Genomic DNA, 25,997 nt, shown 5'->3' with positions numbered 1-25,997 from the left:
CTCAGGCGAACACGTGGTCGAGCGCGGTCGCGGGGTCGGGTTCCGGGCTGTTCTTGGCGAACGCGATCGCGGCCTCCACCCGTTCGGAGGCCTCGGCCGCGATGGCCTTGACCGTGTCGTCGTCGAGCACCCCGGCGCGGCGGAGCTCGGCCTCGTAGATCGGCAGCGGATCCCGTTCGGCCACCTCGGCCAGGTCGGGGCGGTAGCCCTGGGCGTCGCCCTCGAAGTGGCCCCACAGGCGGACGGTGTGCACCTCGATGAGGCTGGGGCCTTCACCCGCGCGGGCCCGGGCGATCGCCTCACCCGCCACCCGGTAGACGGCCTCGACGGAGTTGTCCTCCACCCGCTCGCCGGGGATCCCGTACGCGGCGGCGCGGACGGCGTTGGAGGGCACGCTCGTGGACGCGGACCGCGGCACCGAGATGCCCCAGTCGTTGTCCTCGACGATGAACACGACGGGCAGCTTCCAGAGCGCGGCCAGGTTGAGCGACTCGTGGAAGGCGCCCTGGTTCGCCGCCCCCTCCCCGGTCACGGCCACCGCGATGCGGTCGGTCCCCCGCCGTTTGAAGGCGAGCGCCTGGCCGAGGGCGGGCGGGTACCCCTCGGCGATGATGCCGGAGCAGGAGAAGTGGGTCTCCGGGTCGAACAGGTGCATGTGACCGCCCCGGCCCTTGCCCAGGCCGTCGACCCGGCCGAAGATCTCGGCCGCCAGCCTGTTCAGGTTCACCCCGTGGGCGATCGCGAAGTGGTGGGGACGGTGGGTGGCGGTGACGGCGTCGTCGGCGGTCAGGTGGGCGCACACCCCGGCCGCGACCGGTTCCTGCCCCGCGGCCAGGTGCATCTCCCCGGGGATCAGCCCGGCCGCGATGTCGAAGACCGGCTTCTTGTCCGCGTGGTACTCGCGGCGGATGGCCTCCTCGAAGGTGCGGATCAGCACCATCGTCCGATACAGTTCCAGCCTGACCTGCGGCTCCATGTGACCTCCCTGCCTGTGGAAGCCACTGTCCGCCGGTCGCGGGCGCGGGACAACGGTGCGGATTTCAGATGGTGATAATCCGCCGGTCCGCGGCTCAGGAGCCGATCGCGAAGGCCCGGGCGATCCGCCGGGCCGCCCGGTGCAACGGGGTGGGGTCCGCGGCGACGGAGGCGTACCGCCGTGCCGGGATCGAGACCGCGATCGCGCCGATCAGGCCCGGCGCCCGGATCGGGCTGGCCACGCACGCGGTGCCGAGCAGGTACTCCTCCCGGTCGTCGAAGACGTCCCGGCCGGGCGCCAGCCGCTGCTCGAGCACCCGCACATCGGTGATCGTGTACGGGGTGAGGTCGGTGAGCCGGTGCCGGGACAGGTAGTCGCGCCGGGCCTCGGCGTCCAGCCCGGACAGGATGCACTTGCCGAAGGCGGTGGCGTGGGCCGCCTCGTGCACGCCCACCCACAGGTCGACGCGGGGCGCCTCCGGGCTGTCGACGATGTCGACCAGCTTGATCTCGCCGTGGGAGTACAGCGACAGGTAGCACGCGCCGCGCAGCTCGTCCCGCACGGCCCGCATGATCGGGCGGACGCGGGAGAGCACGGTGAGCATCGACCCCCGCTGGGTGAGGGCGGTGAGCCGCTCGCCCAGGGTGTAGCCGTCCTCGAGCTTGCGCAGGTACCCCTCGTGGACCAGGGTGCGCAGCAGGTGGTACGTGGTCGGGAGCGGCAGCCCGACCGCGCGGGCCAGTTCCTTCGCCGTCGCCGGGCGCTCGCCGGAGGCCACCGCGTCCAGCAGATGGAGCGCGCGCTGCACCGATGCGATGAGGGTGGGGCCTGAGGCCACGGTTCCACCTCCCCGCGTCATTGCGCCGAGGTTCACGCCGTGGTGCGGGCGCCGGCACAGGAGCCCGGATCGGGTGGGGAGCCGGTGTGCGCTCAGCGTAAGACCCGATTAACGGCCTGTCCATGTCGCGTTACCGGCGATGCCGGCGCCCGCGGGGCTTGATCGCAGGGCCGATCAGGTGTCGTCGTGGCCGCGGTCGCGCAGGCGCAGCTCGGCGGCGACCGCGCGTTCCCGCAGCTCGGCCGCCTCCTGCCGGGCCACCTCGAGCTGGACGCGCAGATCGGCGAGCCGGGCCCGCTCCAGGGTGAGCTCGGCCTGCAGCCGGTCGCGCTCCGCCGCGGCCGCCCGGGCCTCCTCGATGGCGCGGGCGGCCTGCTCCTCCGCCGCTTGACGCCGCGCCTCGGCCTGCGCCGCCTCCGCCGTCGCCTTCGCGGCCTCGGCCATGGCCTGCGCGCGCGCCGCCTCGGCGGCCTCCGCCCGGGCGAGCGCCCGGTCCCGCTCCTCCTGGGCGAGCGCGACGGCCCGATCGCGTTCCGCCTCGGCCCGGGCCACCGCCCGGTCGCGCTCCGCCTCCGCCGCCTGGGCGCGGGCGATCGCGGCCGCCGTCGCCTGCTCGGCCTCCCGGCGGGCCCGCTGGGCGACCTCGGCCTCGGTCCGCGCGGCGGCGGCCTCCGCCCGGGCCTCGTCACGCTCCCGGAGCGCCTCCTCGGCCTCGGCCCGGGCCTGCCGTACCTCGGCCGCGGCGCGGTCGACCCGTTCGGCGAGCTCCTGCACCGCCTGCTGGCGGGCGGCCTCGGCGAGCTCGGCCCGCCGCTGGGCCTCGGCCGCCTCCTGCCGTACCCGGCGCTCGATGCTCGCCGCCTCCCGCAGCGCGGCGAGCGCCTGCTCCCGCGCGGTCTCCGCGTCGGCGAACGCGGTGTCCCGCTCGGCGAAGGCCTCCTCGGCCTGGCGGCGCGCCTCCTCCGCGTCCCGCCGGGCCGCCTCGGCGGCCTCCCGGGCCAGCCGCACCTGCTCCATGGCCTGCTCGCGCTCGGCCCGGGCGATGGCGATGCGGGTGTGCGCCTCGGCCTGGATCGCGCTGATCTTCGCCTCCACGCCCGCCGGGCTCAGCTCCTGCGCGAGCACCTGGGCGAGCGGCTCGATCGCGGCCGCCAGGCCCTTCTCCATGCGCTCGTACAGCTCTTCCGCCCTGGCCAGGGCGCCCTCCAGGCCCGGCGCGGACCGGCGCAGCTCGCGTTCCCGTTTCGCCGCCGCCTGGCAGCGCTTGTCCGGGCAGTACTCCCGCGGCCGGCCGCGCCGCGGCTGCTCCTCGATCACGGCACCGCAGTGCCGGCACGTCCTCACCGGTGCGCGGGCGGTCATGCCCGTGATTTTATCGATTTTCCAGAAACAGAAATTCAAAAAATAGGATCCATTGCAGGACGGTGAGCGAACGTGAGGTGATGCATCACTTGGAAGAAGTGCAATTCCCGCAAGTTATCAGCCCGTGACCGGTCCTCATCCATCGGATCCGGGCCCAGAACGTGCCCACCTGAGCCGCCCCCACCGCTCGCCGGCGCAGCCCTCCGGCGCGGACCGCATGACCCGGAACTTCGCCTGCGCCTTGACGAGCTCGGCGGCCGGGCCGGAGCCGCCCATGACGCCGCACGACGAACCGCCGGATGCGGCAGCTCCACGGCGTGCAACGAGGCCGTCATCCCCGAGCCCGGCCGGCGAACGTGTCGCCGGTCGTCAGGGCAGGTCGCGCTGGACGGCCGTCGTCTCCTCGTGTTCGCGACGCCCCCGTGGGCGCTCGCCGCTCTCCTCTCCGGCGTCGATCCGAGCCCGGCTCCCGGCCGAACCCGAGCGGGCTCCCTCGTCCTACCGGGTACGCCGACCGCATGGAGACGCCGGCGTTCCGTACGGCGGTACCGGAGCCGGCGGAGCGCAACGCGAGGAGCGGCTCGCGGTGATGTGCGCGGACGGGATCATGGGCCCGGAGCTCATGGACAACATGCACGAGCAGGGCGAGCGCTTCGGTGCCGAGCCCGTCGCGGACGACGGCGGCACGCCCCGCGGCGCGGCGCCTGCGCGCGGTCCGGCGCCCGGTCGTCGTCTCCTTCTGCGCGGGAACGTGGGTCATCCGGCACGAGTGGGCGCGGTCACCGCGGCCGCCGGCCCGGCAACGAACGGCCGCGCCGATGGTGCCGCCGGTGGCCTGCGCGTCGCACGGCTCCTCGGTCTCATCCATGGTGTGGACGCCGAGGTCGCCGCTCCACCCACCGGTGCCCGGATGGCCTTGCGGGCACACCTCTCCCTCTTCTCTAGGGAGTTCTCCCCTTCTCTAGGAGGTCGGCCGGGCCGCTGGCCCGGCGTGGCCGCGTGCCAGGGCGGCTCCACAGCGGCGGCGCGTCCGGTCGGAGCAGGTCCCCAGCCAGGGAGGCGGGCTGTGGACGGTGCGTCGCCGGATGAATACACAGGGTCACGATAATCGTCCACACCGCGGGCGGGCATCCGGTTCCCGCATCCGGTGCGCCCGGCATCGCGGCGGCCCGGCCGCCGCGATGCCGGGCGAGCCGAACCGGCCGCACCCGCCCCCTGACACGGTCGCACACAAACGGGCGCCGCCTCGCCCGGTTCGCTGATCTCGGCGAGGCGGCGCCCGCGCAACCCGTCAACGCACGCCTGCTGCGGCGGTCACTGGAACGCGGCGATCCCGGTGAGCGCCCGGCCGAGCACCAGCGCGTGGATCTCGGAGGTGCCCTCGTAGGTGAGCACCGACTCCAGGTTCGTCATGTGCCGGATGACCGGGTACTCCAGCGAGATCCCGTTCGCGCCGAGGATCGTGCGGGCGGTGCGGCAGATCTGCAGCGCCTCCCGCACGTTGTTGAGCTTGCCGAAGCTCACCTGCGCCGGGTGCAGCCCGTGGGCGTCCTTGCGCCGGCCCAGGTGCAGCGCGAGCAGCAGGCCCTTGTGCAGCTCCAGGGCCATGTCGGCCAGCTTGGCCTGGGTGAGCTGGAACCCGGCGATCGGGCGGCCGAACTGCGTCCGCGTCTTGGAGTACTCCAGGGCCGCCTCGAACGCCGACCGGGCCGCGCCCATCGCGCCCCACACGATGCCGTACCGGGCCTCGCTCAGGCAGGACAGCGGCGCGCGCAGGCCCTCGGCCTTCGGCAGGATCGCGTCGGCGGGCAGCCGCACGTCGTCGAGGACCAGCTCGCTGGTCACCGAGGCCCGCAGCGACAGCTTGTGCTTGATCTCCGGCGCGGAGAACCCCGGGGTCCCGGCCGGGACGAGGAAGCCGCGGATGCCCTCCTCGGTGCGGGCCCAGACCACGGCCACGTCGGCGATGGACCCGTTGGTGATCCACATCTTGCGGCCGTTGAGGATCCAGTCGGACCCGTCCCGGCGCGCGGTCGTGATCATCGAGCCCGGGTCGGAGCCGTGGTCGGGCTCGGTCAGCCCGAAGCAGCCGATGGCCTCACCCGCGGCCATGCGGGGCAGCCAGTGGTTCTTCTGTTCCTCGCTGCCGTACGCCCAGATCGCGTACATCGCCAGCGAGCCCTGCACCGAGACCAGGGAGCGGAGGCCGGAGTCGCAGGCCTCCAGCTCCAGGCAGGCCAGCCCGTAGCTGACGGCGCTCATACCGGCGCAGCCGTAGCCCTCCAGGTGCATGCCGAGGACGCCGATCCGGCCGAGCTCGCGGGCGAGCTCCCGCGCCGCGGGAAGCGATCCCTCCTCGAACCAGGTCGCGATGTGCGGTTCGACCCGGTCGGCGCAGAACTTGCGCACGGTGTCGCGGACGGCGATCTCCTCTTCGCTGAGCAGGGCGTCGATGTCGAGCGGGTCGGCGGGGTTGAAGGTGGCGGTGGTCGTCATTCGTCGTTCTCCTGGCGAGCGGCGCCGCCGGCGGCGGCGCGGAGCGGGGGCGGAAGCGGGCCATCGGGCGTGGACAGCCAGGCGAGCACCTCGTCGGTGTGCTCCCCCAGCCGTGGCGGCGGGGCGGGCGCGGCCGGCGGGGTGGCCGACAGGCGGACCGGGTTGCGCACCTGCGGCAGGTACTCCTCACCGAGGTCGTGCACCGGCTCCAGGCCCAGCTCGGTGGCGAAGGCGATCGCCTGGCCGATGTCGTTCACTTGGCCGCACGGGATCCCGGCGGCGCGCAGGTCGGCCTCCCACTCGGCCACCCGGCGGGCGGCGAGCGCGGCCTCCAGGGCGGCGGCGAGCTCGTCGCGGTGCTCCACCCGGGCCGGGTTGGTGGCGAACCGCGGGTCGTCGGCCAGCTCGGGCCGTCCCAGGATCCGGGTGAACACCCGGAACTGGGCGTCGTTCCCGACGGCGACCGCGAGCAGCCCGTCCGCGCAGCGCAGCGTCTGGTACGGCGCGATGCTCGGGTGCTGGTTGCCCAGCCGGCCGGGGCTGCGCCCGGTGGCCAGGTACCCGGCGGCCTGGTTGACCAGGGCGCCCAGGCAGCTGGAGAAGAGGTCGACCTCGACGCGCTGGCCCTCGCCGGTGCGCTCGCGGTGGCGCAGCGCCGCGAGGATCCCGATGACGGCGTCCTTGCCGGTGAGCACGTCCACGAGCGCCACGCCTACCTTGGTCGGCTCCCCGTCCGGGTGGCCGGTGATGTGCATCAGCCCGCCCACGGCCTGCACGACGAAGTCGTACCCGGTCAGGTGGGCGCCGCCCTCCCGGCCGAACCCGGTGATCGAGCAGTAGATCACGCCGGGGTTGGCGGCCCGGACCGACTCGTAGTCGAGGCCGTACTTGCCGAGCACACCGGGGCGGAAGTTCTCCACCACCACGTCGGCCCGTCTGGCGAGCTCCTGCGCCTTGGCCCGGTCATCGGGGTCGGCCAGGTCGAGCACGACGCTGCGCTTGGAGCGGTTCACGCACTCGAAGTACGAGCTGGCGTGGGTGGTCCACGGCGGGCCCCAGGCCCGGGTGTCGTCCCCGGAGCCCGGCCGCTCCACCTTGATCACGGTGGCGCCGAGGTCGGCCAGGGTCATCGTGGCGAGCGGGCCGGCGAGCACCCGGCTGAAGTCGGCGACCAGCACCCCTTCCAGCGGCAGCCGGCGGCTCACCGCTCCCCCTCTGCTGCGGGGACGAGCCGGCCGTTCACCCGCCGGGGCAGCCGCCAGGGGTTGCCGTCGCGCAGCGGCGGCGGCAGCACCTGGTCCGGGGCGTTCTGGTAGGCGACCGGGCGGACGAACCGGTCGAGGGCGTGGGCCCCCACCGAGGTGGTCTGCGGCATGGTCGTCGCCGGCCAGGGGCCGCCGTGCTGCTGCGCCCAGCCGACCACGACCCCGGTCGGGTAGCCGTCCACCACGACCCGCCCCGCGGTGCGGGACAGCGTGGACACCAGCTCGGTGAACAGCTCCTCCTCCTCGAGCTCGGCGTGGACCGCGGCGGCCAGGGACCCCGGCAGCACGGCGAGCACCGCGCGCAGCTCGTCGAGGTCGGCGTACTCGCAGGCGAGCGCGACCGGGCCGAAGCACTCGGTGAGGAGCTCGGGCTTGCCCGTCAGGTCCGCGACGGTCACCGACAGCAACGCCGGGGCGGCGGCCCACCCGGCCTCGGGCGCGTCGACCCGGGCGACGACCCGGGCACCGGCGGCGGCCAGCCGCTCCACCCCCGACGCGTACGCCTCCGCGATGGCCTCGGTCAGCAGCCAGCCCCGCGGCGCGGCGGACCGCAGGGCGCCGGCCACCGCCTCCACCAGCCCGGCGCCGGCCGGGGCGAGGAACAGCCCGGGCTTGGTGCAGAACTGCCCCATGCCCAGCGTGTACGAGGAGACGAACCCCGAGGCGATCTCCGCGCCGCGCTTGCGCGCGGCCCCCGGGGTGACCACCAGCGGGTTGACCGTGCCCATCTCCGCGTACACCGGGATCACCACGTCCCGGCTCGCGGCGAGCCGCCACAGCGCCAGCCCACCGGACTGCGACCCGGTGAACGCCACCGCGCTGATCGCCGGGTGGAGCACCAGCCGCTCCCCGGCGGCGAAGCCGTGGACGACCTCGTAGGTGCCCTCCGGCGCGCCCGCCCCGGTCAGCGCGGCCACGGCCAGATCGCGCAGCTCCGTGCAGAGCAGCGGGTGCGCCGGGTGCGCCTTCGCCACCACCGGGCAGCCGGCCGCGAGCGCGGACGCGGTGTCGTTGCCGAGCACCCCGAAGGCGAACGGGAAGTTGCTGGCCCCGAACACCGCGACCGGGCCGAGCGGCACGTTGACCCGCCGCAGGTCCGGCGAGCCCTCACCGCCGTGGTCGATCGTCGCCTCGAGGTAGGAGCCCTCCTCCGCGACCGCCGCGTAATGCCGCAGCTGGTTCGCGGTCCGGGTCACCTCCCCTCCCAGGCGCTCCTCGCCGAGCGCGGTCTCCCGGTCGGCCAGCGTAGCCAGGCGCTGCCGGTTCTCTTCCAGCGCGTCGGCCAGGGCCCGCAGCCACCCGGCCCGTACGCCGGGGGCCACCGCGGCGAGCCGGGGGGCGGCGGCCGCCGCCGCCGACACCGCCGCGTCGACCGCCTCGGGCGGGCTGTCGGGCACCTCCCCGTTCACCTGCCCGGTGCGCGGGTCTCGGCTCTGGACGGACATGTTCACTCCTCGTGTGCTCACATCGCGGTCGCCTTGGTCGTCGAGGTTCGCCGCCGTGCGGCGGCCGCCGTCCGGTGGTGGCGTACGGCTCAGCGGGGAGCCCGGTGGTCGCGGCAGGCCGCCAGGAAGGCGGCGAACAGCCGGATCCGATGCTCGGCGGACCCGTCCGGATCCTCAGGGTGCCACTGCACCCCGACCACCCATCTCTCGGGGTGCTCCACCGCCTCGATCACGCCGTCGTCGGCGAGCGCCGCCACGACCAGGCCCTCCCCGGGTTCGGCGACGGCCTGGTGGTGCCCGGACCGGACCGTGACCCGGCGCTCGCCCGCCATGGCGGCCACCCGGGTGCCCTCCACGATGGTGACCTTCTCATCGAGGAACATCGGCTTGCCGGGCCCGCCCCGGTGCAGCCGGTAGTCCTCGATGTCGGGCACGATGGTGCCGCCGTACGCCACGTTGATCAGCTGCGAGCCGCGGCAGATGCCGAACACGGGGCGCCCGGCCTCTTCCGCGGCGCGGATCGCGGCGATCGAGTACTCGTCTGCCCTGCGGTCCACGCCGTAGGAGTTGGGCACCTCGCCGCGGTGGCCGTACAGCTCGGGGTCGATGTCCCCGCCGCCGAGCAGGAGCAGGCCGTCGAACCCGGTCACCGACGCCGGGTCGGGCAGCGCCGCGACATCGGAGGTGTCGTACAGCTCGTAGCCCGCGCCCAGGTCCCGCAGCGTCGTCGTCGCGGTGCGGGTGAACCGGCGGACCAGGTCGGCCACGTGCTCGGTCATGTCCGGGAAGTTGAGGGACACCAGGAGCGCGACCCGCGGATCGCCCCCCGAGCCGCCGCCTTCCGGTTCCACCTCATGCCGGTGGACGACACTACCGCCTGTCAACGATCAACCTCACAGCTTGATCCATGTCGACTTGAGCTGGGTGTACTTCTCCAGGGCGTGCAGGGACTTGTCCCGGCCGAACCCGGACTGGGCGTAGCCGCCGAACGGCACGGTGATGTCGCTGTCGTCGTAGCAGTTCACCCAGACCGTGCCGGCCCTGATCGCCCGGGCCATGCGGTGCGCGGTCGACAGGTCCCGCGTCCACACCGCCGCGGCGAGCCCGTAGTCGGTGCCGTTGGCGATGCGCACGGCCTCGTCGAGGTCGTCGAAGGTGAGCACCGCGAGCACGGGGCCGAACACCTCCTCGCGGGCGATCCGCATCCCCGGGGTGACCCGGTCGAAGACGGTCGGCTCCATGTAGTAGCCGCCGGTCTCCTCCAGGATCCGGTTGCCGCCGAGCAGCCTCTCGGCGCCTTCCTCGATCGCGCCGTGCACGTACCCGAGGACCCGGTCGAGGTGCTTCTCCTCCACCAGCGCGCCGACGCCGGTCCGCGGGTCGAGCGGGTCGCCGACCACGATGCGGCGGCTCTCCTCCAGGACGAGCTCGAGCAGCTCGTCCTTGATGTCGCGGTGGACGAGCAGCCGGGATCCGGCCGAGCACACCTCGCCCTGGTTGAAGTAGATGCCGGTGGCGATCGCCTTGGCGACCACCTTGAGGTCGGGGGCGTCGGGCAGCACCACCTGCGGGGACTTGCCGCCGAGCTCCAGGGAGACCTGCTTGAGGTTGGACTCGGCCGAGTACCGCATGAACAGGCGGCCGACCTCGCCGGAGCCGGTGAAGGTGAGCACGTCCACGTCCGGGTGGCGGCCCAGGGCCGCGCCCGCGGTCGGGCCGAACCCGGGGACGACGTTGAGGATGCCGTCGGGCACCCCCGCCTCGGCGGCCAGCTCGGCGAAGCGCAGCGCGGTGAGCGGGGACTGCTCCGCCGGCTTGACCACCACCGCGTTGCCGGTCGCCAGCGCCGGTGCGATCTTCCAGGTGGCGAGCATCAGCGGGAAGTTCCACGGCACCACGGCGCCGACCACGCCGACCGGCTCCCGGGTGATGGTGGCCAGGACGTCCGGGCCGGTGGGGGCCACCTCGTCGTACAGCTTGTCCACCGCCTCGGCGTAGAAGTCGAGGCACTGCACGGTCACCCGGATGTCGACCGCGAGCGCGTCGGTGAACGGCTTGCCCATGTCGACGCTCTCGAGCAGCGCCAGCTCCTCGGCGTGCTCCTCGACGAGGCGGGCCAGCCGCTGGAGCACCTTGCGCCGCTCGCGCGGGTGCAGTCCGGACCACCGGCCGCTCTCGAAGGCGCGCCGGGCGGCGGCGACAGCCCGGTCGATGTCCTCCTCGTCCCCGGCGGCGACCTTGGCGATCAGCTTGCCGTTCCGGGGGGAGATCCGGTCGAGCGTGGCGCCGCTCGCCGCGTCCACGTACCGGCCGTCGATGAACAGCCGGGTGGGGAAGGACAGGCCGGCGAAGCGCTTCTCGAGCTCCTCCCGCCTGGCGCGCGCCTCGGCTTCCGGTATGACGGTCATGCTGGGGTTTCCTTTTCCTTTACGGCTCTGGCGCGGTCGATGAGGTCCTTGAACAGTGCGCCGTCCTGCGCGGACGTGCCGGCCAGGTCCTCCGGATGCCATTGCACGGCGAGCAGGTCGGCGGTGGTGTGCTCCAGCGCCTCGATGCAGCCGTCGGCCGCGCGGGCCACCACCCGCAGGTTCCGGCCGAGCCGGTCGACGGCCTGATGGTGGTAGGAGGAGACGGTGAACGGCCCGGGGCCGACCACCGACTCCAGGCGCGAACCGGGCTCGACCGTGACCTCGTGGTGGGCGTCCAGGTGCTCGACCGGGCCGTCCGGCAGGTGCTGGATCAGGGTGCCCCCGCAGGCGACGTTGACCACCTGCATGCCGCGGCAGATGGCCAGGGTCGGGATGCGCAGGGAGATCACCGCACGCGCCACGGCCAGGTCGAGCTCGTCCTGGTCGTCGTCGTCCGGCTTGGTCTCCGGGTGCGGCGGCTGCCCGTAGCGGGCCGGACCGAGGTCCGACCCGCCGGGCATCACGACCCCTGCGAACGCGGACAGCCGGCGCGGCAGCTCGCCGAGCGCGCGCCGCGGGCCGCCGTGCAGCACCACCGGCTCACCGCCGGCCTCGAACACCGCGTCGCACAGCGCCTCGGCGGCGACGGTGGCGCTGAACCGCAGGCCGGAGGCGGACCGGGCGCGGCGGCCGATCACCGCGATGGCGGGCCGGTCGGTCACGCGCCTCCCTCCGGCCGGGTGGCGTCCGCGAAGGGGTACTCCAGGGTGGGGATCCACTCGGCCCAGGCCGCGGCCAGCCGGCCGTCGGCGATGACCCGGGCGAGCGCGCCGTCCAGCTCCGCCAGCACATCGGGCCGGTCCTTGGCGACCCCGATGCCCCAGCGGTTGCCGGTCTTGACGGTGAACGCGAGCTCGAAGTCCGGGTGCTCGCCGAGGGGGACGAAGACGACGTCGTCGTCGACGACCGCGTCGACCTCACCGGCCTTCAGCGCGTTGAGCATGTCGCCGAACACGTCGTCGGTGTCCCCGCCGAAGGGCACGATGATCGCGCCCTCGAAGGTCTCGGCCAGGGCCATGTTGGTGCTGCCCGCGATGGCCGCGACCTTCCTGCCGCGCAGGTCCTCCGGCGAGCGGACCGGGTCGCCCCGGCGGACGAGCACCGACTCGTGGAAGATCGCGTACGGCCGGGTGAAGTCCACCAGGCGGAGCCGGGCCTCGGTGATCCCCTGCCCGCAGAGCACGGCGTCCACCTTGTGGCTCTGCGCGGCGGGGATCATCTCGGCCCACGGCAGGTACACCCACTCCAGGGGCCGGCCGAGCTCGGCGGCGATCAGCTCGCCGACGGCGGGTTCGTAGCCCCGCCGCCCCTTCACCGGGTCGGCGCGGAGGAACAGGGGCGGCGCGTCCGAGTCGATGCAGGCGAAACGCAGCGGCTCGGTCACGGGATGTCCTCCGCGTACATCATGAACTCCCAGTCGGTGACGTGGCTGCAGAACCGCGCCCACTCGTCCCGCTTGTAGGCGAGGTACAGCTCCACGGTCTCGTTGCCGATCGCGTTGCGGAGGACCTCGTCCGCGGCGAACACGTCGAGGGCCTCACCGAGGTTGAGCGGCAGCTTGGTGAACCGGCTCTCGCCCTCGTAGCTGGAGCCCTGGTGCGGCGGGCCCGGGTCGATCTGGTTCTTGATCCCGTCCTCGATGGCGGCGAGCAGGACGGTGTGGGACAGGTACGGGTTGACCATGGCGTCCGGGAGCTTGAGCTCCAGCCGGCCGTTGGCGGAGAGCCGGACGGTGCAGGTCTTGTTGTCCATGCCCCAGTTGATCTGCGCCGGGGCGAACTGTCCCGCGTCCCAGTACCGCTTGTAGGAGTTGACCGTCGGCGCCATGACGGCCATGGACGCGGCGGCGTGGGTGAGGATGCCGCCGAGGGCGTGCTTGCCGATCTCGGTCAGGTGCATCTCCCGGCGGCCGGGCTCGGCGAGGACGTTCTCGTCGCCGCGCCACAGGCTGAGGTTGTGGTGGCAGCCGTTGCCCATCTTCCCGGTGGCGGGCTTGGGCATGAAGCTCGCCTTGACGCCGAGCTCCCGGGCGACCTGGCGGCAGATCTGCCGGTAGGCGATGACCCGGTCGGCGGTGGCGGTGGCGGTGTCGAACAGCCAGTTGAGCTCGACCTGGCCGGGGTCCTCGTAGTCTCCCTCGATCATGGTGAAGCCCATGGCCTTGGCGTAGGTCATGACCTTCTGGTAGATCGGGCGGTAGCGCTCGAGGAACTCGACCCGGTAGGCCGTGCTGGAGTCGGGACGGGTGCTGACCTCCAGGCCCGGCCCCGTCCAGGTCATCTCGGGCTCGCAGCCGGTGCGCAGCTCGAGCCCGGTGCGCTGGGTGAACTCCTCGTGGCGGCGGATGAGGTTGCCGCGCACGTCGATCTCGAAGGGCTGCCCGCCCACCTCCGGGCGGTGGTCGGGCTCGTACATCCGGCAGAAGAAGCGGCCGACGCTGGGGTCCCAGGGGAGCACCGTGAAGGTGTCCAGGTCCGGGATCGCGGTGATCTCGGCGGCCTCCACACCGCCGCCGAGGAGGGTGCCGTCCCGGGTGGCCTGGAAGTCGGCGACCACGGTCCGGTGCATCTGCACGCCCTTCTCGGCGTTGCGGCGGAGCTGGTCGGCGGGTACCACCTTCCCGACGGCCCGGCCGGTGACGGTTATGGCCTGGTAGTAGATGTACTGCACGCCCGCGTCGGCGATGCGCTTCTCCAGGGCCTCGAGGGTCGCAAGGTCCGCGTTGCGCTCGCGGTGCTGGTCGAGCGCGGTCGCAGTGGTGGAGTTCGTCATCTGGACCCGCTTTCGTTGGGGGGTTCAGGCAGGGGTGGTGAAGGCTTCGCGGAATTCGCGATAGCGAGTGGGGGGAAGGTTGATGGCGATCGTGCCGACGTGCACGGACCGCCGGAAATAACGGACGAGCAGGCCGTCCGTCAGCTTGTCGTAATCGCCCTCTTCGAGGCGCGCCTCGTCGCCGAGGGCGGGGAGCCCGAAGCTCTGGAAGCGCAGGTCGAGCTGGTCGCTCCAGAACGAGGGGATCGGCGTGAACGGGGTGGGGTCCGGCTCCCGGCCGCCGAGCTCCGCCACGAGCGTCGCGGCCGCGCGCTTGGCGGTGTCGCCCGCGATGGACCAGTGCTCGACGCGCCGGGGGACCTCGTCGAACAGCGGGTTCGGGAAGCGGGCCACGTCGCCGACGGCGACGACGCGTTCCGCGGCCGAGAGCCGGTTGTCGCAGAGGATGCCGTCGCGGAGGTCGAGGGCGCCGTTGCCCGCGAGCCACTCCACGTTCGGCAGCGAGCCGATGGCCTCGATGACCACGTCGGCCTCGAGCACACCGCCGTCGTCGAGCTCCACGCCGGTGACGCGGTCACCGCCGGTGAAGCCGGTCACGCCGCGGCGGGTGACGAACTCGATCCCCGCCGCCTCGTGGTACCGCTGCACCGCCTCGGCGAGCTCGGTGCCGAGCACGCGGTTCATCGGCGCGCCGGTGGGCTCCACGACCGTGACCCGGCATCCCAGCCGCAGCGCGGTCGCGGCCGCCTCGCAGCCGATGAAGCCCGCGCCGACCACCACCACCTTGGCGCCCTCGCGCAGCTCCCCGCGCAGCCCCACGCAGTCATCGAGAGTGCGGAGGACGTGGCGGCCGGCCACCGGCCCGGGCACGGCGAGCCGGCGCGGCCGCAGCCCGGTGGCGGCGACCAGCCCGTCGAAGGAGATTGCCGAGCCGTCCTCCAGGGTGAGCCGGCCCCGGTCGAGGTCCGCCTCGACCACGGGCAGACCGAGCCGGAAGTCGGCGTCGGCCAGCGAGGCGCGGCGGCGGAAGGCAACCTTGGCGTGCAGCTCCTGCGGCCCCAGGTCGCCCGGCTCGGACAGCAGCTCCTTCGACAGCGGCGGCCGGTTGTACGGCGCGTAGCGTTCGTCGCCGATGATGGTGATCGGACCGGTGTGCCCGGCGGCACGGAGCTGCTCGGCGGTCCGCAGACCGGCGAGCGAGGCCCCGACGACGGCGATGTGCGCGGTCATCTCAGCCGTTCCCCAACCCGTTCTCTATCGCCCCTCAGTCCTCGATGAAGATGGCCTGGACGGGGCAGACGTCGGCCGCCTGCTCGACCTCCTCGCGCAGGGAGTCGTCGGGGTTGGCCTCGTAGACGAGCTTGCCCTCCTCGTTCATCTGGAAGACCGCCGGAGCGGCGATGGCGCACTGGCCGTGGTCCTGGCAGAGGGACATGTCGACGGTGATCTTCATTGCCTGTTCCTCTCGACTCGTAGGGCTGGGGCCGTTCAGGATCCCGGGGTGAAGCCGATGGGCAGCCGGACGGGGCCGGTGTTGCCCGAGTCGGGCAGCCACTCGGCGCCCTCGAGGATGCGCGGGTCGCGGAGGCGCTTGGCGAGCAGCGGCAGCGCCTCGGACATGTCGGTGCGGGCCACGAAGTGCCCGAGGCAGTGGTGCGCCCCGCCGCCGAAGCCGAAGTGGGGCGGGCGCTGGGCGGTGATGTCGAACGACGGCTCGCCGAACACCCGCGGGTCGGTGCCGGCCGACTCGTTGAACAGGTGGATCGTGGTGCCGGCCTTGATCTCCAGGTCCTGGAAGGTGAAGTCCTCCACGGCCTCGCGGGTGACCCAGCGGACGGTCGGGTTGACCCGCATGACCTCCTCGACCGCGTTCCGGCCGAGCTCGGGCCGCTCGGCGAGCAGCCGCCACTGGTCCGGATGCCGGGTGAAGGTCTGCATGGCCAGGCCGAGCTGGTTGCGGGTGGTGTCGAAGCCGCCGAAGATCAGCAGCACCAGCCCGTCGCGCAGCTCCTGCTCGCTGAGCTTGTCGGTGTCCCGGCTGGCCTGGACGAGGCGGGTGACGAAGTCGTCGCGCTCGTTGCGGCGGCGGTCGGCGATCAGCTCGTCGACGTAGTCGTAGAGCGTGAACAGCGCCTGCTCGATCTTGGGCAGCTCCTGGCGGAAGGTCACGCCCATGGCGAGGCCGAGGGTGGCCGACTCCCGGGCGATGATGGGCCACTCGGACTCGGGCAGGCCGAGCAGGATGGCGATGACCCGGGCCGCGTACGGCTCGGCGAACTCGGAGACGAACTCGCAGCGGTCCGGCTCGGCGAAGTTGTCGATGAGCTCGGTGGCGAGGGCCTGGAAGCGCGGCACCATGCGGGCGATCAGCTTGGGGGAGAACGCCGGGTTCATCAGCCGGCGGAGCCGGTGGTGCTCCTCCCCCTCCTTGTTGAGGATCCAGCTGTTCCACCAGTCGACGAACGGGCCCTCGGTGATGCCGTTGTGGGCGGGCCAGGCGATGCTCCCCTGGCGGACCTTCGGGTGCTTGAGCAGCTTGCTGACCTCGTCGTAGCGCAGTACGGCGATGCCGTAGTTGGTCCGTGCGTACCAGCTGCGCTCTCGGGCCTCGTGGACGACGTCCGAGGTGATCGAGAAGCTCGGGTCGGCGATGTTCAGGTAGGGGACGGTGGTGTCCAGGGTCGTGCCCGTCATCGCGATTCTCCAAAGACAGTCAGGCGGGCTCGCGGTTGCCAGAAATCATCTAAACCTAGAGTTTGTATGTCAAGAGGTTGGCCGGGGTTCTCCTCGAGTTGACCGTTCGGATATCCGGCACGGGCATGGGCGTCCTGGGCAATAGCGGCCCGAGGCGCCCGGAGCGCGCCGGGAATCGGGTGGAAATTCCGGCTCGCCTGGCACGAACTCCGCGCCTGTGGTGCGGCATACGCCGCGGGAGAATGCGGGTGAGCGATTTTCCGCGAACACATGCGCAACCGGCGCCCCGCCCGGCGCCGGTTGCTTCCGTCAGGCGGTGCCGACCCGTTCCCTCGCCGGGTCATCCCGCTTGGGAATCGCGTCGCCGTACGGGGCCTCGCTGCGCCCGTACGTTCGATGCAGTGCCATGTACAGCAGGCCGCCGCCGACGACCACCGCCCCGGAGAGCAGCACGATGTAGTTGTCGTACCAGGGGGCCTCCGGCGTGCGCGGCCAGGCCAGGGTGACCATCGCGACGATCTGGTAGAGCATGGCGGCGATGTTCACCGGCATGCCCCACGCGCCGAGGCGGTACTTGCCGCTCGGCCGCCAGCCGAGCAGCCGGGCCCGGAACGCGGCGACCACGACCATGAAGAAGCCGAGGTAGATGCCGAGCGAGGCGAAGCTGACGATCTTGGTGAGCGCGTCCTCGGAGAACTTCGACAGCAGGATCACGGCGCCGGGCACGAGGCCCGCGAGCAGCACGGCGTACGGGGGGACGTGCCGCGACTGCGAGAACTTCCGCAGCAGGCGGCTGCCCACGATCATGTCGTCCCGGGCGTAGCTGTACGCGAGCCGGCCGGCCGCCGCCTGCAGGCTGATCGTGCAGGACAGGAACGAGATCAGGACGATCACCAGGACGGCCTTGGACCCGAACGTGCCGAAGGCCTGCTCGAGCACCCTGGAGACGGGGTCGGGGTCCTCCCCGGAGATGACCGCCGGGATGTCGGCGACCGCGAGCGCGAGCGCCACCGCGACGAAGGTGGCCGCGGCGCCGCCCACGTAGATGGTGCGGCGCATGGCCTTGGGGATGGTCCGGCCCGGGTCGCGCACCTCCTCGGCCACGTCACCGCAGGCCTCGAAGCCGTAGTAGTTGTAGATGCCGACCAGGGCCGCGGCGGCGAACGCCCACAGGTAGTTGGTGCCGTCGCCCGCGCCGAAGCTGTCGAAGAGGATCCCCAGGTTGTGGTGGCGCTCCGTGGCGATCAGCCAGATGCCGACCACGATGGCGCCGGTGAGCTCGGCGGCGAAGCCGATGATCGCGGCCTGTGCCAGGGCCTTGGTGCCCAGGTAGTTGATGAATGTGGCCAGCACCAGGATGCCCAGGGAGCAGAGGATGACCGTGTCCACCGTGGCCTCGAAGCCGAACAGCGAGGCGATGTACGGGCCCGCGCCGGAGGCCACGCTGGCGATGGTCACGAAGAGCGCCCACATGTAGATCCAGCCGGTCAGCCAGGCGTACTTGCGGCCCCAGAGGCGGCGGGCCCACGGGTAGACCCCGCCCGCGACCGGATACTGCGCGACGACCTCGCTGAAGACCAGCGCGACCAGCAGCTGGCCCACGCCCGCGATCACCAGGGACCAGATCATCGGCGGGCCGGCGGTGGCCAGGCCGTAGGCGAACATGGTGTAAACGGCCACCACGGGAGACAAGTAGGTGAATCCGAGCGAGAAATTCGCCCAGATGCTCATGTCCCGCTTGAACTCCGAGGTGTACCCGAGTGATGCGAGCTGTGCCGCATCGCTGTCCTGCGCGGTTTTGCTGGATACGGCGTCTGCGGAGGTGGTCACTCGAGCTCCTGCGATTTCATGAGAAAGGGAGGGACAGCGGTAGGTGGTGAAGGGTGAATGCGGGTGAATGTGGATGAATGTGGGGTGACGGCGGTGTCACCCATGGACGAGAAGAGCTCTCCGGCCGGATTTACGAGGCAATGTACGGGGATGTCCCGAAATGTGCCTCGCAATCACGTTGTGAGAAAAACTACAACATCATGTGTTATCGCACAAGACTCTATTTGCAACGAGATGATGAACTCGGCCGGCGGCGGCCGCCGGAGCCTTCCGGACGCGCGCGGCGGCGATCTGCCCGGGGAGGGATGCCAGAGGACGGGACGGAGAGGCCGCCGGGCGCGCCGGCAGAGGGGGTCTGCTCGGCCGGCTCGCTGACGGGGAGGCGATCACTCAGGCTCCTGGTCGATCCACGACGGGGGATACGGCGGTAGGGAGGTGAGACCGCGGTGACCGGTGGTCACCGAGCCAACGCGGAGAGCTCTTCCGGCCGAAAGGTTGAAGCATCGGGTGCGGGTGGCCCTACTATGCTTCGCCATCAAGGTGTGAGGAAAACTACAACGTCATGGGTTATCGCACAAGAGCCCGCCGCCGACGAGGGAGAAGGAGGGCAGGTGGCCGCCGAGGGAGGAGGCGTATCGGTGATGCGCGCGGCGCTGATCTCCCCGCTGAACGCCAGAGGACGGGCTGAGGAGGTCGTCGAGCGCATCAGCAGAGCCATCCTGCTCGGCCTGCTCGTCGACGGGGAACAGCTCCCCACGGAGGCGGAGTTCGCCGACCAGCTCGGCGTCTCCCCCATGACGCTCCGGGAGGCGCTGGCGATCCTGCGGCAGCAAGGGCTGGTGGAGACCCTCCGCGGCCGCAACGGCGGCTCCTTCGTCCGGCGACCCGAGGACCCTCCGCTCGCTCCCCTGGAGGAGCGGCTGCGCTCCACCACGGTCTCCGAGCTCCGCGACCTGGCCGACGAGCAGCTCGCCGTGTCGGGCACCGCCGCCCGGCTCGCCGCCGAGCGCGCCTCGGCCGCCAACGTGCGGCGCCTGCTCCACCTGGTCGAGCAGCTCGCCGCCGCGAAAGGCGTCGGAGCCCGGATCAGGGCGGACAGCCGCTTCCACCTCGAAGTCGCGATGGCGTCCCAATCCGAGCGCCTCACCCGGCTGGAGGTGTCGCTCCAGGCCGAGCTCACGGCGCTCCTCTGGCTCCCCCTCGAGCCCCAGCCCGTGCTGGAGGACGTCGTCGCCGAGCATCACGCGATCGCGGTGGCCATCGCCGAAGAGGACGGCGAGCGGGCGAGAAATCTGGCCGAGCGCCACGTCGAGCGCAACCTGCGGCGGATTGTGGAGATGCATCTGGGGGTTACGGGGGGATTAGGTAGGGAGGGATCTGATGTGTCCTGATAACGCCACGGCGGTAGGTGGAGCGGCGCGGGCCCGTGACGAGCTGGAAATCCTGCTCGAGCGGGTACGGGCGCCGCTCAGGGAGGTGTTCGGCCGTCTGGAGGTGGTGGCGTCCGAGGTCATCGCCCTGCGGCGCGCGGCGCTGGCCGAACGCGGGGTGTTCACGGTGGCCGATCTGGCCCGCATCAAACCGACGGTGATCGAGCAGGCCACCGCCCAGCCGGCCGCGGACGGGTTCGGCTTCCTGGTGGCGGCGGGCGTGCTGCCGGACCGCGACCGGCACATCGAGTGGTGGCAGCGCACCGGCACGGGGTTCGCGCCGCTCCGGCTCAACCTCGACCCGTCGAGCGTCGACGTGTACGAGTACTTCGAGATGGAGTGGTTCGTCGCCGGGCGGGACCACGGCCGGCGAGCCGTCTTCGGACCGTACGTGGACTACTTCGGCGCCGACCGGTACGTCTTCACGGTGACCTACCCGGCGATCGATGAGACCTTCCTCGGCGTGGCCGGGGCCGACCTGCAGGTGAGCCGGTTCGAGCCCCTCCTGCTGAACGCCTTAAGAGGCGCCACCCACGATGCGGTGCTGATCGGATCCGAAGGGCGGGTCATCGCGGCGAACACCTCCCGCTGGCTGGTCGGGTCCCGGCTGCGGAAGGTTCCCCGGACGGCCGAGGGCGAGTTCATCGCGGTGGGCGAGGTCGGCCTCGACAGCGACTGGGTGCTGGCGCTCGCCGCCGACGCCTGACCGTCCGCCGTGACGGTCCCGGCGTCCGGCCAGCTCGGCCGGATGCCGCCGGGTGAGGGCGACCCCGCCGAGGATCAGGACGATCCCGGCCAGCATGGTCGCGGTGACGCTCTCGCCGAGGACGAGCCAGCCGAGGAGCACGGCGACGACGGGTACCAGATAGGTGACGGTGGACGCGATCGTCGGACCGTCCTCCTCGATGACCCGGAAGTTGATCACGAACGCCAGGCCGGTGCCGAGCACACTGAGGATGAGCAGGCTCGCCACCGCATCCACCCGCCACGTGGGCGGGGTCAGCCCGGCGAAGGGCATCACCACGGCGAGCTGCACGGTGGCCGCGCCGAGCTGGGAGGCCGACAGCACCAGCGGGCTGATCCCGCGGCCGGCGAGGAACCGGCCGGTGTAGACGAAGCCGAACCCGTAGCAGGCCGCCGCGGTCAGGCCGGCGAGCCCGCCAGGGCTCGCGATCTCGTTCGCGGCCTGCCACGGCGCGAAGAGGACGACCGCCCCCAGGAAGCCGAGCGTCAGCCCCGCGGCCTTCGGCAGGGTGACGTGCCGATCGACCCCGGCCGCGAACGCCACCAGCAGCGTCCAGATCGGGGTGGTCGCGTTGAGCACACCGGCCACGTTCGACCCGATGGTCTCCTCGGCCATGCCGATCAGCACGAACGGCACCGCGTTCGACACCAGCGCCACGACGAAGAGGTGCGCCCAGATCCGCCGGCCCCGGGGCCAGGGCAGGCCGCGCGCCAGGACCATCGGCGCGAGGACGAGGAAGGCCAGCAGCAACCGGATGAAGACGATCTGAACCGCGGAGAAGCCCCGCAGCGCCAGCTTGACCCACAGGAAGCCGGACCCCCACAGCAGCGCCAGAGCCGCCATCCGGGCGAGGCCGGACCGGCTGACCCGCCGGCTGTCACCGTTGAGCGGAGATCTTGCAAGGCGAGCCACGGCGGGCAATGATAGCCACCCTGTTCCAACATGCCCGAATTTCGGGATGGTGCGGACCGATTTTCGGGGTGGCTGCCGACCGCGCCGCAGGCCGGGCTCGCCGGACATGGCCGATACCGGAGGCGAGCGGGCCGCGGCCGTTGCCGAAACTTTCGCCGGCCCGCCGAAGCCTCGCGCGAGCACCCCGGCCGAGCCCTCGCCGCGCCGCCGTACCGAGGCCCGCTCCCCCGGCCGGCCATGGGATCGATCACACTCCGGCGGCGACGCCGGCCGGCCGCGGTGGGCCCGCCTTCCGGGCCGGCGGCGTAGGCCGCGTTCCCCGTACCCGGGAAGGTGTCCACCGGGCGGCAGTCCGCGCCTACGCCGCGGTACACCGCACCGCTCGCGGCCTTGGTCGTCGTTGATGTTTGTCAGTGGTGCGGTGAAAGGCGATGAGGTGATAAGGGTTAACTAAGCAAGCAGTCGGCTTTACATTGTAGATTCGTAATATGATCCTTGGCGATGAACGTCCCCGCCGTACCTGAGCGGAACACCCCGGCCCGGCCGCTCCGCGATCCGTACCAGGCCTATCTCGACAGCCTGCAGAGCCCCGAGTCCCGGCGCACCATGAAGGGCTGCCTCGACCGGATCGCCCGCCTCATCACCGGTGACCCCCGCGCGACCGGCGCGGGCCAGCCGTGGGAGCGGCTGCGGTACGAGCACACGGTACGGCTGCGCTCCCTCATGCGCGAGCAGGGATGGTCGCCGGCCCACGTGAACAAGCACCTCGTGGCCCTGCGGCGCGTGCTCAAGGAGGCCTGGCGGCTCGGCCTGATGTCCGGTGAGGACTACCAGCGGGCCACCGACCTGCCGCCCTACCGCCACACCCGGCTCCCGGCCGGGCGGCACGTCGAGCCGGAGATGCTCGCGGCCGCGCTCCGCGTGTGCGACGCCGACGAGTCCCCGGCCGGCCGGCGGGACGGCGCGCTGCTCGCCCTGCTCTACTCGACCGGCTGCCGGAGGGCGGAGGTCGCCGCCCTCACCCTCGCCGACTTCGACCCGTGGGACAGATCGCTCCGGGTTCGCGGCAAGGGCGACAAGGAGCGCTTCGTGTACCTCACCGTGGCCGCCGCCGAACGCCTCGACCGGTGGCTGGCCGTACGCGGGCGCGCGGACGGGCCGCTGTTCTGCCCCATCAACAAGGCGGGGCGGCTGCGGCTCGCCCACATGACCGGGCAGGCGATCGCCGACATCGTCACCCGCCGCCTCACCGCGGCCGGCGCGGCGAAGCGGACCCCGCACGACTTCCGGCGCACGTTCATCGGCGAGCTCCTCGACGCCGGGGTCGACCTCGCGACCGCCCAGGCCCTCGTCGGCCACGCCTCACCCGCCACCACCGCGCGGTACGACCGGCGGCCGGAGCGGCGCCGCCGGGACGCCGTCGACCGGCTCACCATCCCCGGCCCCCGGCGCTGACCGCCAGGCCCCCGGGACGTCCCGCGGGCTCGGCCATGCCACGGCCGGCCGGGCGCCCCGCCGCGCCCGGTCCCACCCGGCCCGGTCATGGGCTACTTCCCGCGTCCGGAGGCGCGGGTGACCAGCGCCACCCCGCCCGCCGCCAGCGCGACCTGGATCGCGAGCTCGATCCAGTCGATGCCCCGGGTGTCCGCGACGCCGAGCGCCCCGGCGATCGCCGTGCCGAGCAGCGCGGCGATGATGCCGATCAGCATGGTCAGCCAGATCGAGATGCGCTGCTTGCCCGGCAGGACTAACCGGCCGAGCGCGCCGATCACGATGCCGACGATGATCGCGGAGATGATCCCGGTGATCTCCATGGCCGTCCTCCTTCGCTGTGACCCGTCTCACGTAGCAACGCTCAACTGATCGGCGGGGTTCCGGCTCACACGGCGGGCGACCCCGTGGCCACGGGCGGTTCCGGCGCTCCGGCGGGCCGCGGTTCCCGCCGCGATCCACCTCAGTTTTCCGCTCATTTCAGGCACATCACCCGCGCGCTGGAATAACAACCCCGCAGAGTGGGTTAGAGTCGGTGACTGGTCGATGTGGTCCGTGTCCCCCGGGCCTCACCCTTTCGCCTTCACGGAATACCGTTCGGCTGGAGCCGTGTTGTGCCATTCGCCGAGGAGGCGACCGCCACATCGGCTGGTTGTGTACGTCCCGTGAGACGCCGTCTCACGGGACGTACACGTATTTCCCGCCCTTTGCGCTTCTCTTAAGGTCTCTCCCCCGGCCGGTCCCGCGGTACCCGCGTCCCGGCCGGCGGTGCGGCGGGTGGCCGCCGGTGATCGGCGTGCGCGGCGCCGCCCGCTAGGGTGTGTCCCGACACCCGAGGGAGGAGAGCCGTGCCGCCGATGCTGTACCGCGCCGCCAAGCTGGTCGCCCTGCCCGCCATGCGCATGCTGTGGCGGCCGTCCATCGAGGGGCGCGCCCACGTGCCGGAGCAGGGGCCGGCGATCCTCGCCTCCAACCACCTCTCCGCGATCGACTCGTTCATCCTCCCCGCCCTGCTCCCCCGCCCGGTCCGCTTCGTCGCCAAGAACGAGTACTTCACCGGCAACCCTCTGGTCGCGCTGTGGATGCGCAGCTTCGGGACCGTGGCCGTCGACCGGGAGAACGTGTCGGCCGCCCGCTCCGTGCTCGAGGCGGCCGTGGACGTGCTCAAGGCGGGTGAGCTGTTCGGGATCTACCCCGAGGGCACCCGCTCCCCCGACGGCCGGCTCTACCGCGGCAAGATCGGGGTGGCCTGGCTGGCGCTCACCACCGGGGCGCCGGTGATCCCCGTGGCGATGCTCAACACCGACCGGGCGCTCCCACCCGGGAGCCGGGTGCCCCGGCCGGTCCGGGTCGGCGTGCGCATCGGCCCTCCGATGACCTTCACCGGCGACCCGGGCTCGGCCCGCGACCGCAGGTCGGTCACCGACGAGGTCATGGCGGCGATCCAGCGCCTGTCCGGCCAGGAGTACGTGCCCAGGTACGCGGCGAGCGTGAAGGCCGCCTCCCGGTGAAGGCGCCGTCCTCGCGCGCGGGCGGCGACGTTAGGCTCTTAGGCCCATCCCGATCAGACTGGGGGTACGCGCGGTGCCACGAGGACGCACGGTCGCGATCGTTTCAGCCGTCGCCGTCGTGGCGGCGGCGGGGATAGGCGGCGGCGCCTACTACGTGCTGCACACCCGGGGATCCCCGCTGGAGACCGCGCAACGGTTCACCGCCGCATGGGCGCGCGGCGATCACGCGGCGATGAAGGCCGAGCTCGCCGCGCCCGCGCCCGGCTTCGACGCCGCCTACGCCCAGCTCACCGAGAACCTCGGCGTCACAAATGTCTCCATCTCCGGCCTGCGGGTGAGCGAGCCCGCCGACGGCAAGGCCACCGCCACCTACACCGCCACCGCGAAGCTCAAGGGCATCGGCGAGTGGACCTACCAGGGCCGGCTCGCGCTCACCGTCAAGGACCGGCACTGGAAGGTCGACTGGTCCCCGTCCGCCGTCCACCCCGCGCTCGACGGCGCCACCAAGCTGCGGATCAAGGTCACCTGGCCCCCAAGGGCGGCGATCACCGACGCGAACGGGCGGCGGATCGACGGCGGTGACGTCGGCGGATCCGTTCAGCAGCTCGTCGGCTACCTCGACAAGGCGACCGCCAAGGACGTGAAGCGGCTCGGCCCGCCGTACCGGGTGCGCGACCTGGTGGGCCGGGCCGGGCTCCAGGCGACCTTCGAACGGCGGCTCGCGGGCACCCCCACCATCGAGATCCAGGCGGTCGGCTCCTCGACGGAGACCCTGCACCGGTTCGAAGGGACGCCCGGCGAGGAGCTGCGGACCACGCTCGACCTCCGCGTGCAACGGGCGGCGGCCGACGCGGTGCGGAACGTCGAGGAGCCGGCCGCGCTGGTCGCGGTCCGCCCCTCGACCGGGGAGATCCTCGCGGTCGCCAACAACCGCGGGGGGTTCAACCGGGCGCTGGAGGGCCGCTACCCGCCCGGGTCGACGTTCAAGGCGATCACCGCGGCCGGGCTGCTCGGCACGGGCCTCACCCCGTCCTCGCGGGTCACCTGCCCCAAGACGGTCATCGTCGGCGGCCTGCGGATCCGCAACTCCGATTACGAGTCGTTCGGCTCGGTCAGCCTCCGTGAGGCGTTCGCGCACTCGTGCAACACCACGTTCGCCCCGCTCGCCGCCTCCCGGCTCGGTGCGAAGAAGCTGCACGAGCTCGCCGGCTCGTTCGGGTTCAACCAGCCGCTGAACATCGGGGTGCCCGCGGTCTCCGGGAGCATGCCCAGGGCGGAGAGCGACGCCGAGCTCGCCGCCGAGTCGTTCGGGCAGGCGCGCATCACCGCGAGCCCGCTCGTGATGGCGTCGGTCGCCGCCGCCGTGGCCGATGGCACGTGGCGGCCGCCCACCCTGGTGCGGTCCCTGAAGCAGAAGGCGACCCCCAAGAAGCTGCCGGACGAGGTGGTCGCGCACTTGCGGGCGATGATGCGGGCCGTGGTCACCGAGGGCACCGCTCGCGGGGCCGGGCTCCCCTCCGGTACGGCGGGCAAGACCGGGTCGGCCGAGTTCGGCACCGGCCCCGAGCTCGGCATGCACGCCTGGTTCATCGGCTACCGGGGCGATCTCGCCTTCGCCGTGGTCGTCGAAGGCGGCGGCATGGGCGGCAAGGTCGCCGCCCCGATCGCCGCCAGGTTCCTCAAGGCCCTCGGCTAGGCCGCCCCCTCCCCGGCCCGCCGCCCGCCGGGCCGGGGCGTCCCCGGGCCGCACCACGGGCCGGCC

General features: G+C 72.5%; 21 protein-coding genes and 1 pseudogene. 5 read left to right on the top strand and 17 right to left on the bottom strand.

All coding sequences use genetic code 11. The features are described 5' to 3' along the window. Window position 1: 1 nt before the first annotated feature. From TBIS_RS08700 to TBIS_RS08630, 15 genes are all read right to left on the bottom strand, one after another. Window positions 2-976, bottom strand: coding sequence for a thiamine pyrophosphate-dependent dehydrogenase E1 component subunit alpha (locus TBIS_RS08700; protein ID WP_013131995.1), 975 nt, complete (start codon window positions 974-976; stop codon window positions 2-4). Window positions 977-1,070: 94 nt separating this feature from the next. Further along, window positions 1,071-1,814 (bottom strand): IclR family transcriptional regulator, encoded by a 744-nt coding sequence (locus TBIS_RS08695; protein WP_013131994.1) that lies wholly within the window; start codon window positions 1,812-1,814, stop codon window positions 1,071-1,073. A gap of 174 nt (window positions 1,815-1,988) precedes the next feature. Continuing rightward, complete coding sequence (locus TBIS_RS19300) at window positions 1,989-3,176, bottom strand: coiled-coil domain-containing protein (protein ID WP_041431379.1); 1,188 nt, start codon at window positions 3,174-3,176, stop codon at window positions 1,989-1,991. 1,314 nt (window positions 3,177-4,490) lie between these two features. After that, window positions 4,491-5,672 (bottom strand): acyl-CoA dehydrogenase family protein, encoded by a 1,182-nt coding sequence (locus TBIS_RS08685; protein WP_013131991.1) that lies wholly within the window; start codon window positions 5,670-5,672, stop codon window positions 4,491-4,493. Continuing rightward, window positions 5,669-6,877, bottom strand: coding sequence for a CaiB/BaiF CoA transferase family protein (locus TBIS_RS08680; protein ID WP_013131990.1), 1,209 nt, complete (start codon window positions 6,875-6,877; stop codon window positions 5,669-5,671). The genes TBIS_RS08685 and TBIS_RS08680 overlap by 4 nt, the downstream gene beginning before the upstream one ends. Then, complete coding sequence (locus TBIS_RS08675; RefSeq protein WP_013131989.1) at window positions 6,874-8,382, bottom strand: aldehyde dehydrogenase (NADP(+)); 1,509 nt, start codon at window positions 8,380-8,382, stop codon at window positions 6,874-6,876. The genes TBIS_RS08680 and TBIS_RS08675 overlap by 4 nt, the downstream gene beginning before the upstream one ends. Window positions 8,383-8,471: 89 nt before the next feature. Beyond that, complete coding sequence (locus TBIS_RS08670) at window positions 8,472-9,266, bottom strand: gamma-glutamyl-gamma-aminobutyrate hydrolase family protein (protein ID WP_013131988.1); 795 nt, start codon at window positions 9,264-9,266, stop codon at window positions 8,472-8,474. A gap of 9 nt (window positions 9,267-9,275) precedes the next feature. Continuing rightward, window positions 9,276-10,790: an aldehyde dehydrogenase gene (locus TBIS_RS08665; RefSeq protein ID WP_013131987.1), complete on the bottom strand. Its 1,515-nt coding sequence runs from the start codon at window positions 10,788-10,790 to the stop codon at window positions 9,276-9,278. Next, the gene (locus TBIS_RS08660) at window positions 10,787-11,512 is read right to left on the bottom strand and encodes a gamma-glutamyl-gamma-aminobutyrate hydrolase family protein (protein ID WP_013131986.1); all 726 of its coding nucleotides are present in this window, start codon (window positions 11,510-11,512) and stop codon (window positions 10,787-10,789) included. The genes TBIS_RS08665 and TBIS_RS08660 overlap by 4 nt, the downstream gene beginning before the upstream one ends. Beyond that, the gene (locus TBIS_RS08655) at window positions 11,509-12,234 is read right to left on the bottom strand and encodes an ABC transporter substrate-binding protein (RefSeq protein WP_013131985.1); all 726 of its coding nucleotides are present in this window, start codon (window positions 12,232-12,234) and stop codon (window positions 11,509-11,511) included. Before TBIS_RS08655 ends, TBIS_RS08660 begins: the two co-directional genes overlap by 4 nt. Next, the gene (locus tag TBIS_RS08650) at window positions 12,231-13,622 is read right to left on the bottom strand and encodes a glutamine synthetase family protein (protein WP_013131984.1); all 1,392 of its coding nucleotides are present in this window, start codon (window positions 13,620-13,622) and stop codon (window positions 12,231-12,233) included. Before TBIS_RS08650 ends, TBIS_RS08655 begins: the two co-directional genes overlap by 4 nt. 24 nt (window positions 13,623-13,646) lie before the next feature. Next, a complete protein-coding gene (locus TBIS_RS08645; RefSeq protein WP_013131983.1) occupies window positions 13,647-14,852 on the bottom strand; it encodes an NAD(P)/FAD-dependent oxidoreductase in 1,206 nt (401 codons plus the stop codon). Between the two features lie 34 nt (window positions 14,853-14,886). Continuing rightward, on the bottom strand, window positions 14,887-15,075 hold the full coding sequence (locus TBIS_RS08640; protein ID WP_013131982.1) for a ferredoxin: 189 nt from the start codon (window positions 15,073-15,075) through the stop codon (window positions 14,887-14,889). A gap of 35 nt (window positions 15,076-15,110) precedes the next feature. After that, entirely contained in the window at window positions 15,111-16,316 is a 1,206-nt protein-coding gene (locus TBIS_RS08635; protein ID WP_013131981.1) for a cytochrome P450, read from the bottom strand. Window positions 16,317-16,625: 309 nt separating this feature from the next. Continuing rightward, a complete protein-coding gene (locus tag TBIS_RS08630) occupies window positions 16,626-18,146 on the bottom strand; it encodes an APC family permease (protein WP_013131980.1) in 1,521 nt (506 codons plus the stop codon). A 641-nt stretch (window positions 18,147-18,787) separates the two neighbouring features. Between TBIS_RS08630 and TBIS_RS08625 the strand changes: the two genes are divergently transcribed. Further along, on the top strand, window positions 18,788-19,537 hold the full coding sequence (locus TBIS_RS08625; protein WP_013131979.1) for a FadR/GntR family transcriptional regulator: 750 nt from the start codon (window positions 18,788-18,790) through the stop codon (window positions 19,535-19,537). Beyond that, on the top strand, window positions 19,527-20,282 hold the full coding sequence (locus TBIS_RS20230) for a PDC sensor domain-containing protein (protein WP_013131978.1): 756 nt from the start codon (window positions 19,527-19,529) through the stop codon (window positions 20,280-20,282). Before TBIS_RS08625 ends, TBIS_RS20230 begins: the two co-directional genes overlap by 11 nt. A 63-nt stretch (window positions 20,283-20,345) precedes the next feature. On the opposite strand, the pseudogene TBIS_RS18610 reads toward TBIS_RS20230, so the two are convergent. Continuing rightward, a pseudogene (locus TBIS_RS18610) lies at window positions 20,346-21,164 on the bottom strand (DMT family transporter); the annotation flags it as partial. 570 nt (window positions 21,165-21,734) lie between these two features. On the opposite strand from TBIS_RS18610, the gene TBIS_RS08615 reads away from it, so the two are divergent. Continuing rightward, window positions 21,735-22,688, top strand: coding sequence for a tyrosine-type recombinase/integrase (locus tag TBIS_RS08615; RefSeq protein ID WP_013131976.1), 954 nt, complete (start codon window positions 21,735-21,737; stop codon window positions 22,686-22,688). A 92-nt stretch (window positions 22,689-22,780) separates the two neighbouring features. Here TBIS_RS08615 and TBIS_RS08610 read toward each other — a convergent pair whose 3' ends face one another. Continuing rightward, the gene (locus TBIS_RS08610) at window positions 22,781-23,047 is read right to left on the bottom strand and encodes a GlsB/YeaQ/YmgE family stress response membrane protein (RefSeq protein WP_013131975.1); all 267 of its coding nucleotides are present in this window, start codon (window positions 23,045-23,047) and stop codon (window positions 22,781-22,783) included. Between the two features lie 534 nt (window positions 23,048-23,581). Here TBIS_RS08610 and TBIS_RS08605 point away from each other — a divergent pair. Together TBIS_RS08605 and TBIS_RS08600 are read left to right on the top strand one after the other, a co-directional pair. Beyond that, window positions 23,582-24,235: a lysophospholipid acyltransferase family protein gene (locus TBIS_RS08605; protein WP_041432109.1), complete on the top strand. Its 654-nt coding sequence runs from the start codon at window positions 23,582-23,584 to the stop codon at window positions 24,233-24,235. A 73-nt stretch (window positions 24,236-24,308) separates the two neighbouring features. Further along, window positions 24,309-25,931: a penicillin-binding transpeptidase domain-containing protein gene (locus tag TBIS_RS08600; RefSeq protein WP_013131973.1), complete on the top strand. Its 1,623-nt coding sequence runs from the start codon at window positions 24,309-24,311 to the stop codon at window positions 25,929-25,931. The last annotated feature ends 66 nt before the right edge of the window (window positions 25,932-25,997 follow it).

The sequence above is a fragment of the Thermobispora bispora DSM 43833 genome (assembly GCF_000092645.1).
Taxonomy (GTDB): domain Bacteria; phylum Actinomycetota; class Actinomycetes; order Streptosporangiales; family Streptosporangiaceae; genus Thermobispora; species Thermobispora bispora.
Note: the sequence above shows the minus strand (reverse complement) of the source record. Positions and strands in the feature narration are given on the sequence as shown.

Excerpts from the sequence above, each read along its gene's own strand:
- TBIS_RS08615 (WP_013131976.1), top strand. The coding sequence starts at position 21,735 with ATGAACGTCCCCGCCGTACCTGAGCGGAACACCCCGGCCCGGCCGCTC.
- TBIS_RS08665 (WP_013131987.1), bottom strand. The coding sequence starts at position 10,790 with ATGACCGTCATACCGGAAGCCGAGGCGCGCGCCAGGCGGGAGGAGCTC.
- TBIS_RS08605 (WP_041432109.1), top strand. The coding sequence starts at position 23,582 with ATGCTGTACCGCGCCGCCAAGCTGGTCGCCCTGCCCGCCATGCGCATG.
- TBIS_RS08635 (WP_013131981.1), bottom strand. The coding sequence starts at position 16,316 with ATGACGGGCACGACCCTGGACACCACCGTCCCCTACCTGAACATCGCC.
- TBIS_RS08640 (WP_013131982.1), bottom strand. The coding sequence starts at position 15,075 with ATGAAGATCACCGTCGACATGTCCCTCTGCCAGGACCACGGCCAGTGC.
- TBIS_RS08625 (WP_013131979.1), top strand. The coding sequence starts at position 18,788 with ATGCGCGCGGCGCTGATCTCCCCGCTGAACGCCAGAGGACGGGCTGAG.
- TBIS_RS08675 (WP_013131989.1), bottom strand. The coding sequence starts at position 8,382 with ATGTCCGTCCAGAGCCGAGACCCGCGCACCGGGCAGGTGAACGGGGAG.
- TBIS_RS08700 (WP_013131995.1), bottom strand. The coding sequence starts at position 976 with ATGGAGCCGCAGGTCAGGCTGGAACTGTATCGGACGATGGTGCTGATC.
- TBIS_RS20230 (WP_013131978.1), top strand. The coding sequence starts at position 19,527 with ATGTGTCCTGATAACGCCACGGCGGTAGGTGGAGCGGCGCGGGCCCGT.
- TBIS_RS08610 (WP_013131975.1), bottom strand. The coding sequence starts at position 23,047 with ATGGAGATCACCGGGATCATCTCCGCGATCATCGTCGGCATCGTGATC.
- TBIS_RS19300 (WP_041431379.1), bottom strand. The coding sequence starts at position 3,176 with ATGACCGCCCGCGCACCGGTGAGGACGTGCCGGCACTGCGGTGCCGTG.
- TBIS_RS08650 (WP_013131984.1), bottom strand. The coding sequence starts at position 13,622 with ATGACGAACTCCACCACTGCGACCGCGCTCGACCAGCACCGCGAGCGC.
- TBIS_RS08685 (WP_013131991.1), bottom strand. The coding sequence starts at position 5,672 with ATGACGACCACCGCCACCTTCAACCCCGCCGACCCGCTCGACATCGAC.
- TBIS_RS08645 (WP_013131983.1), bottom strand. The coding sequence starts at position 14,852 with ATGACCGCGCACATCGCCGTCGTCGGGGCCTCGCTCGCCGGTCTGCGG.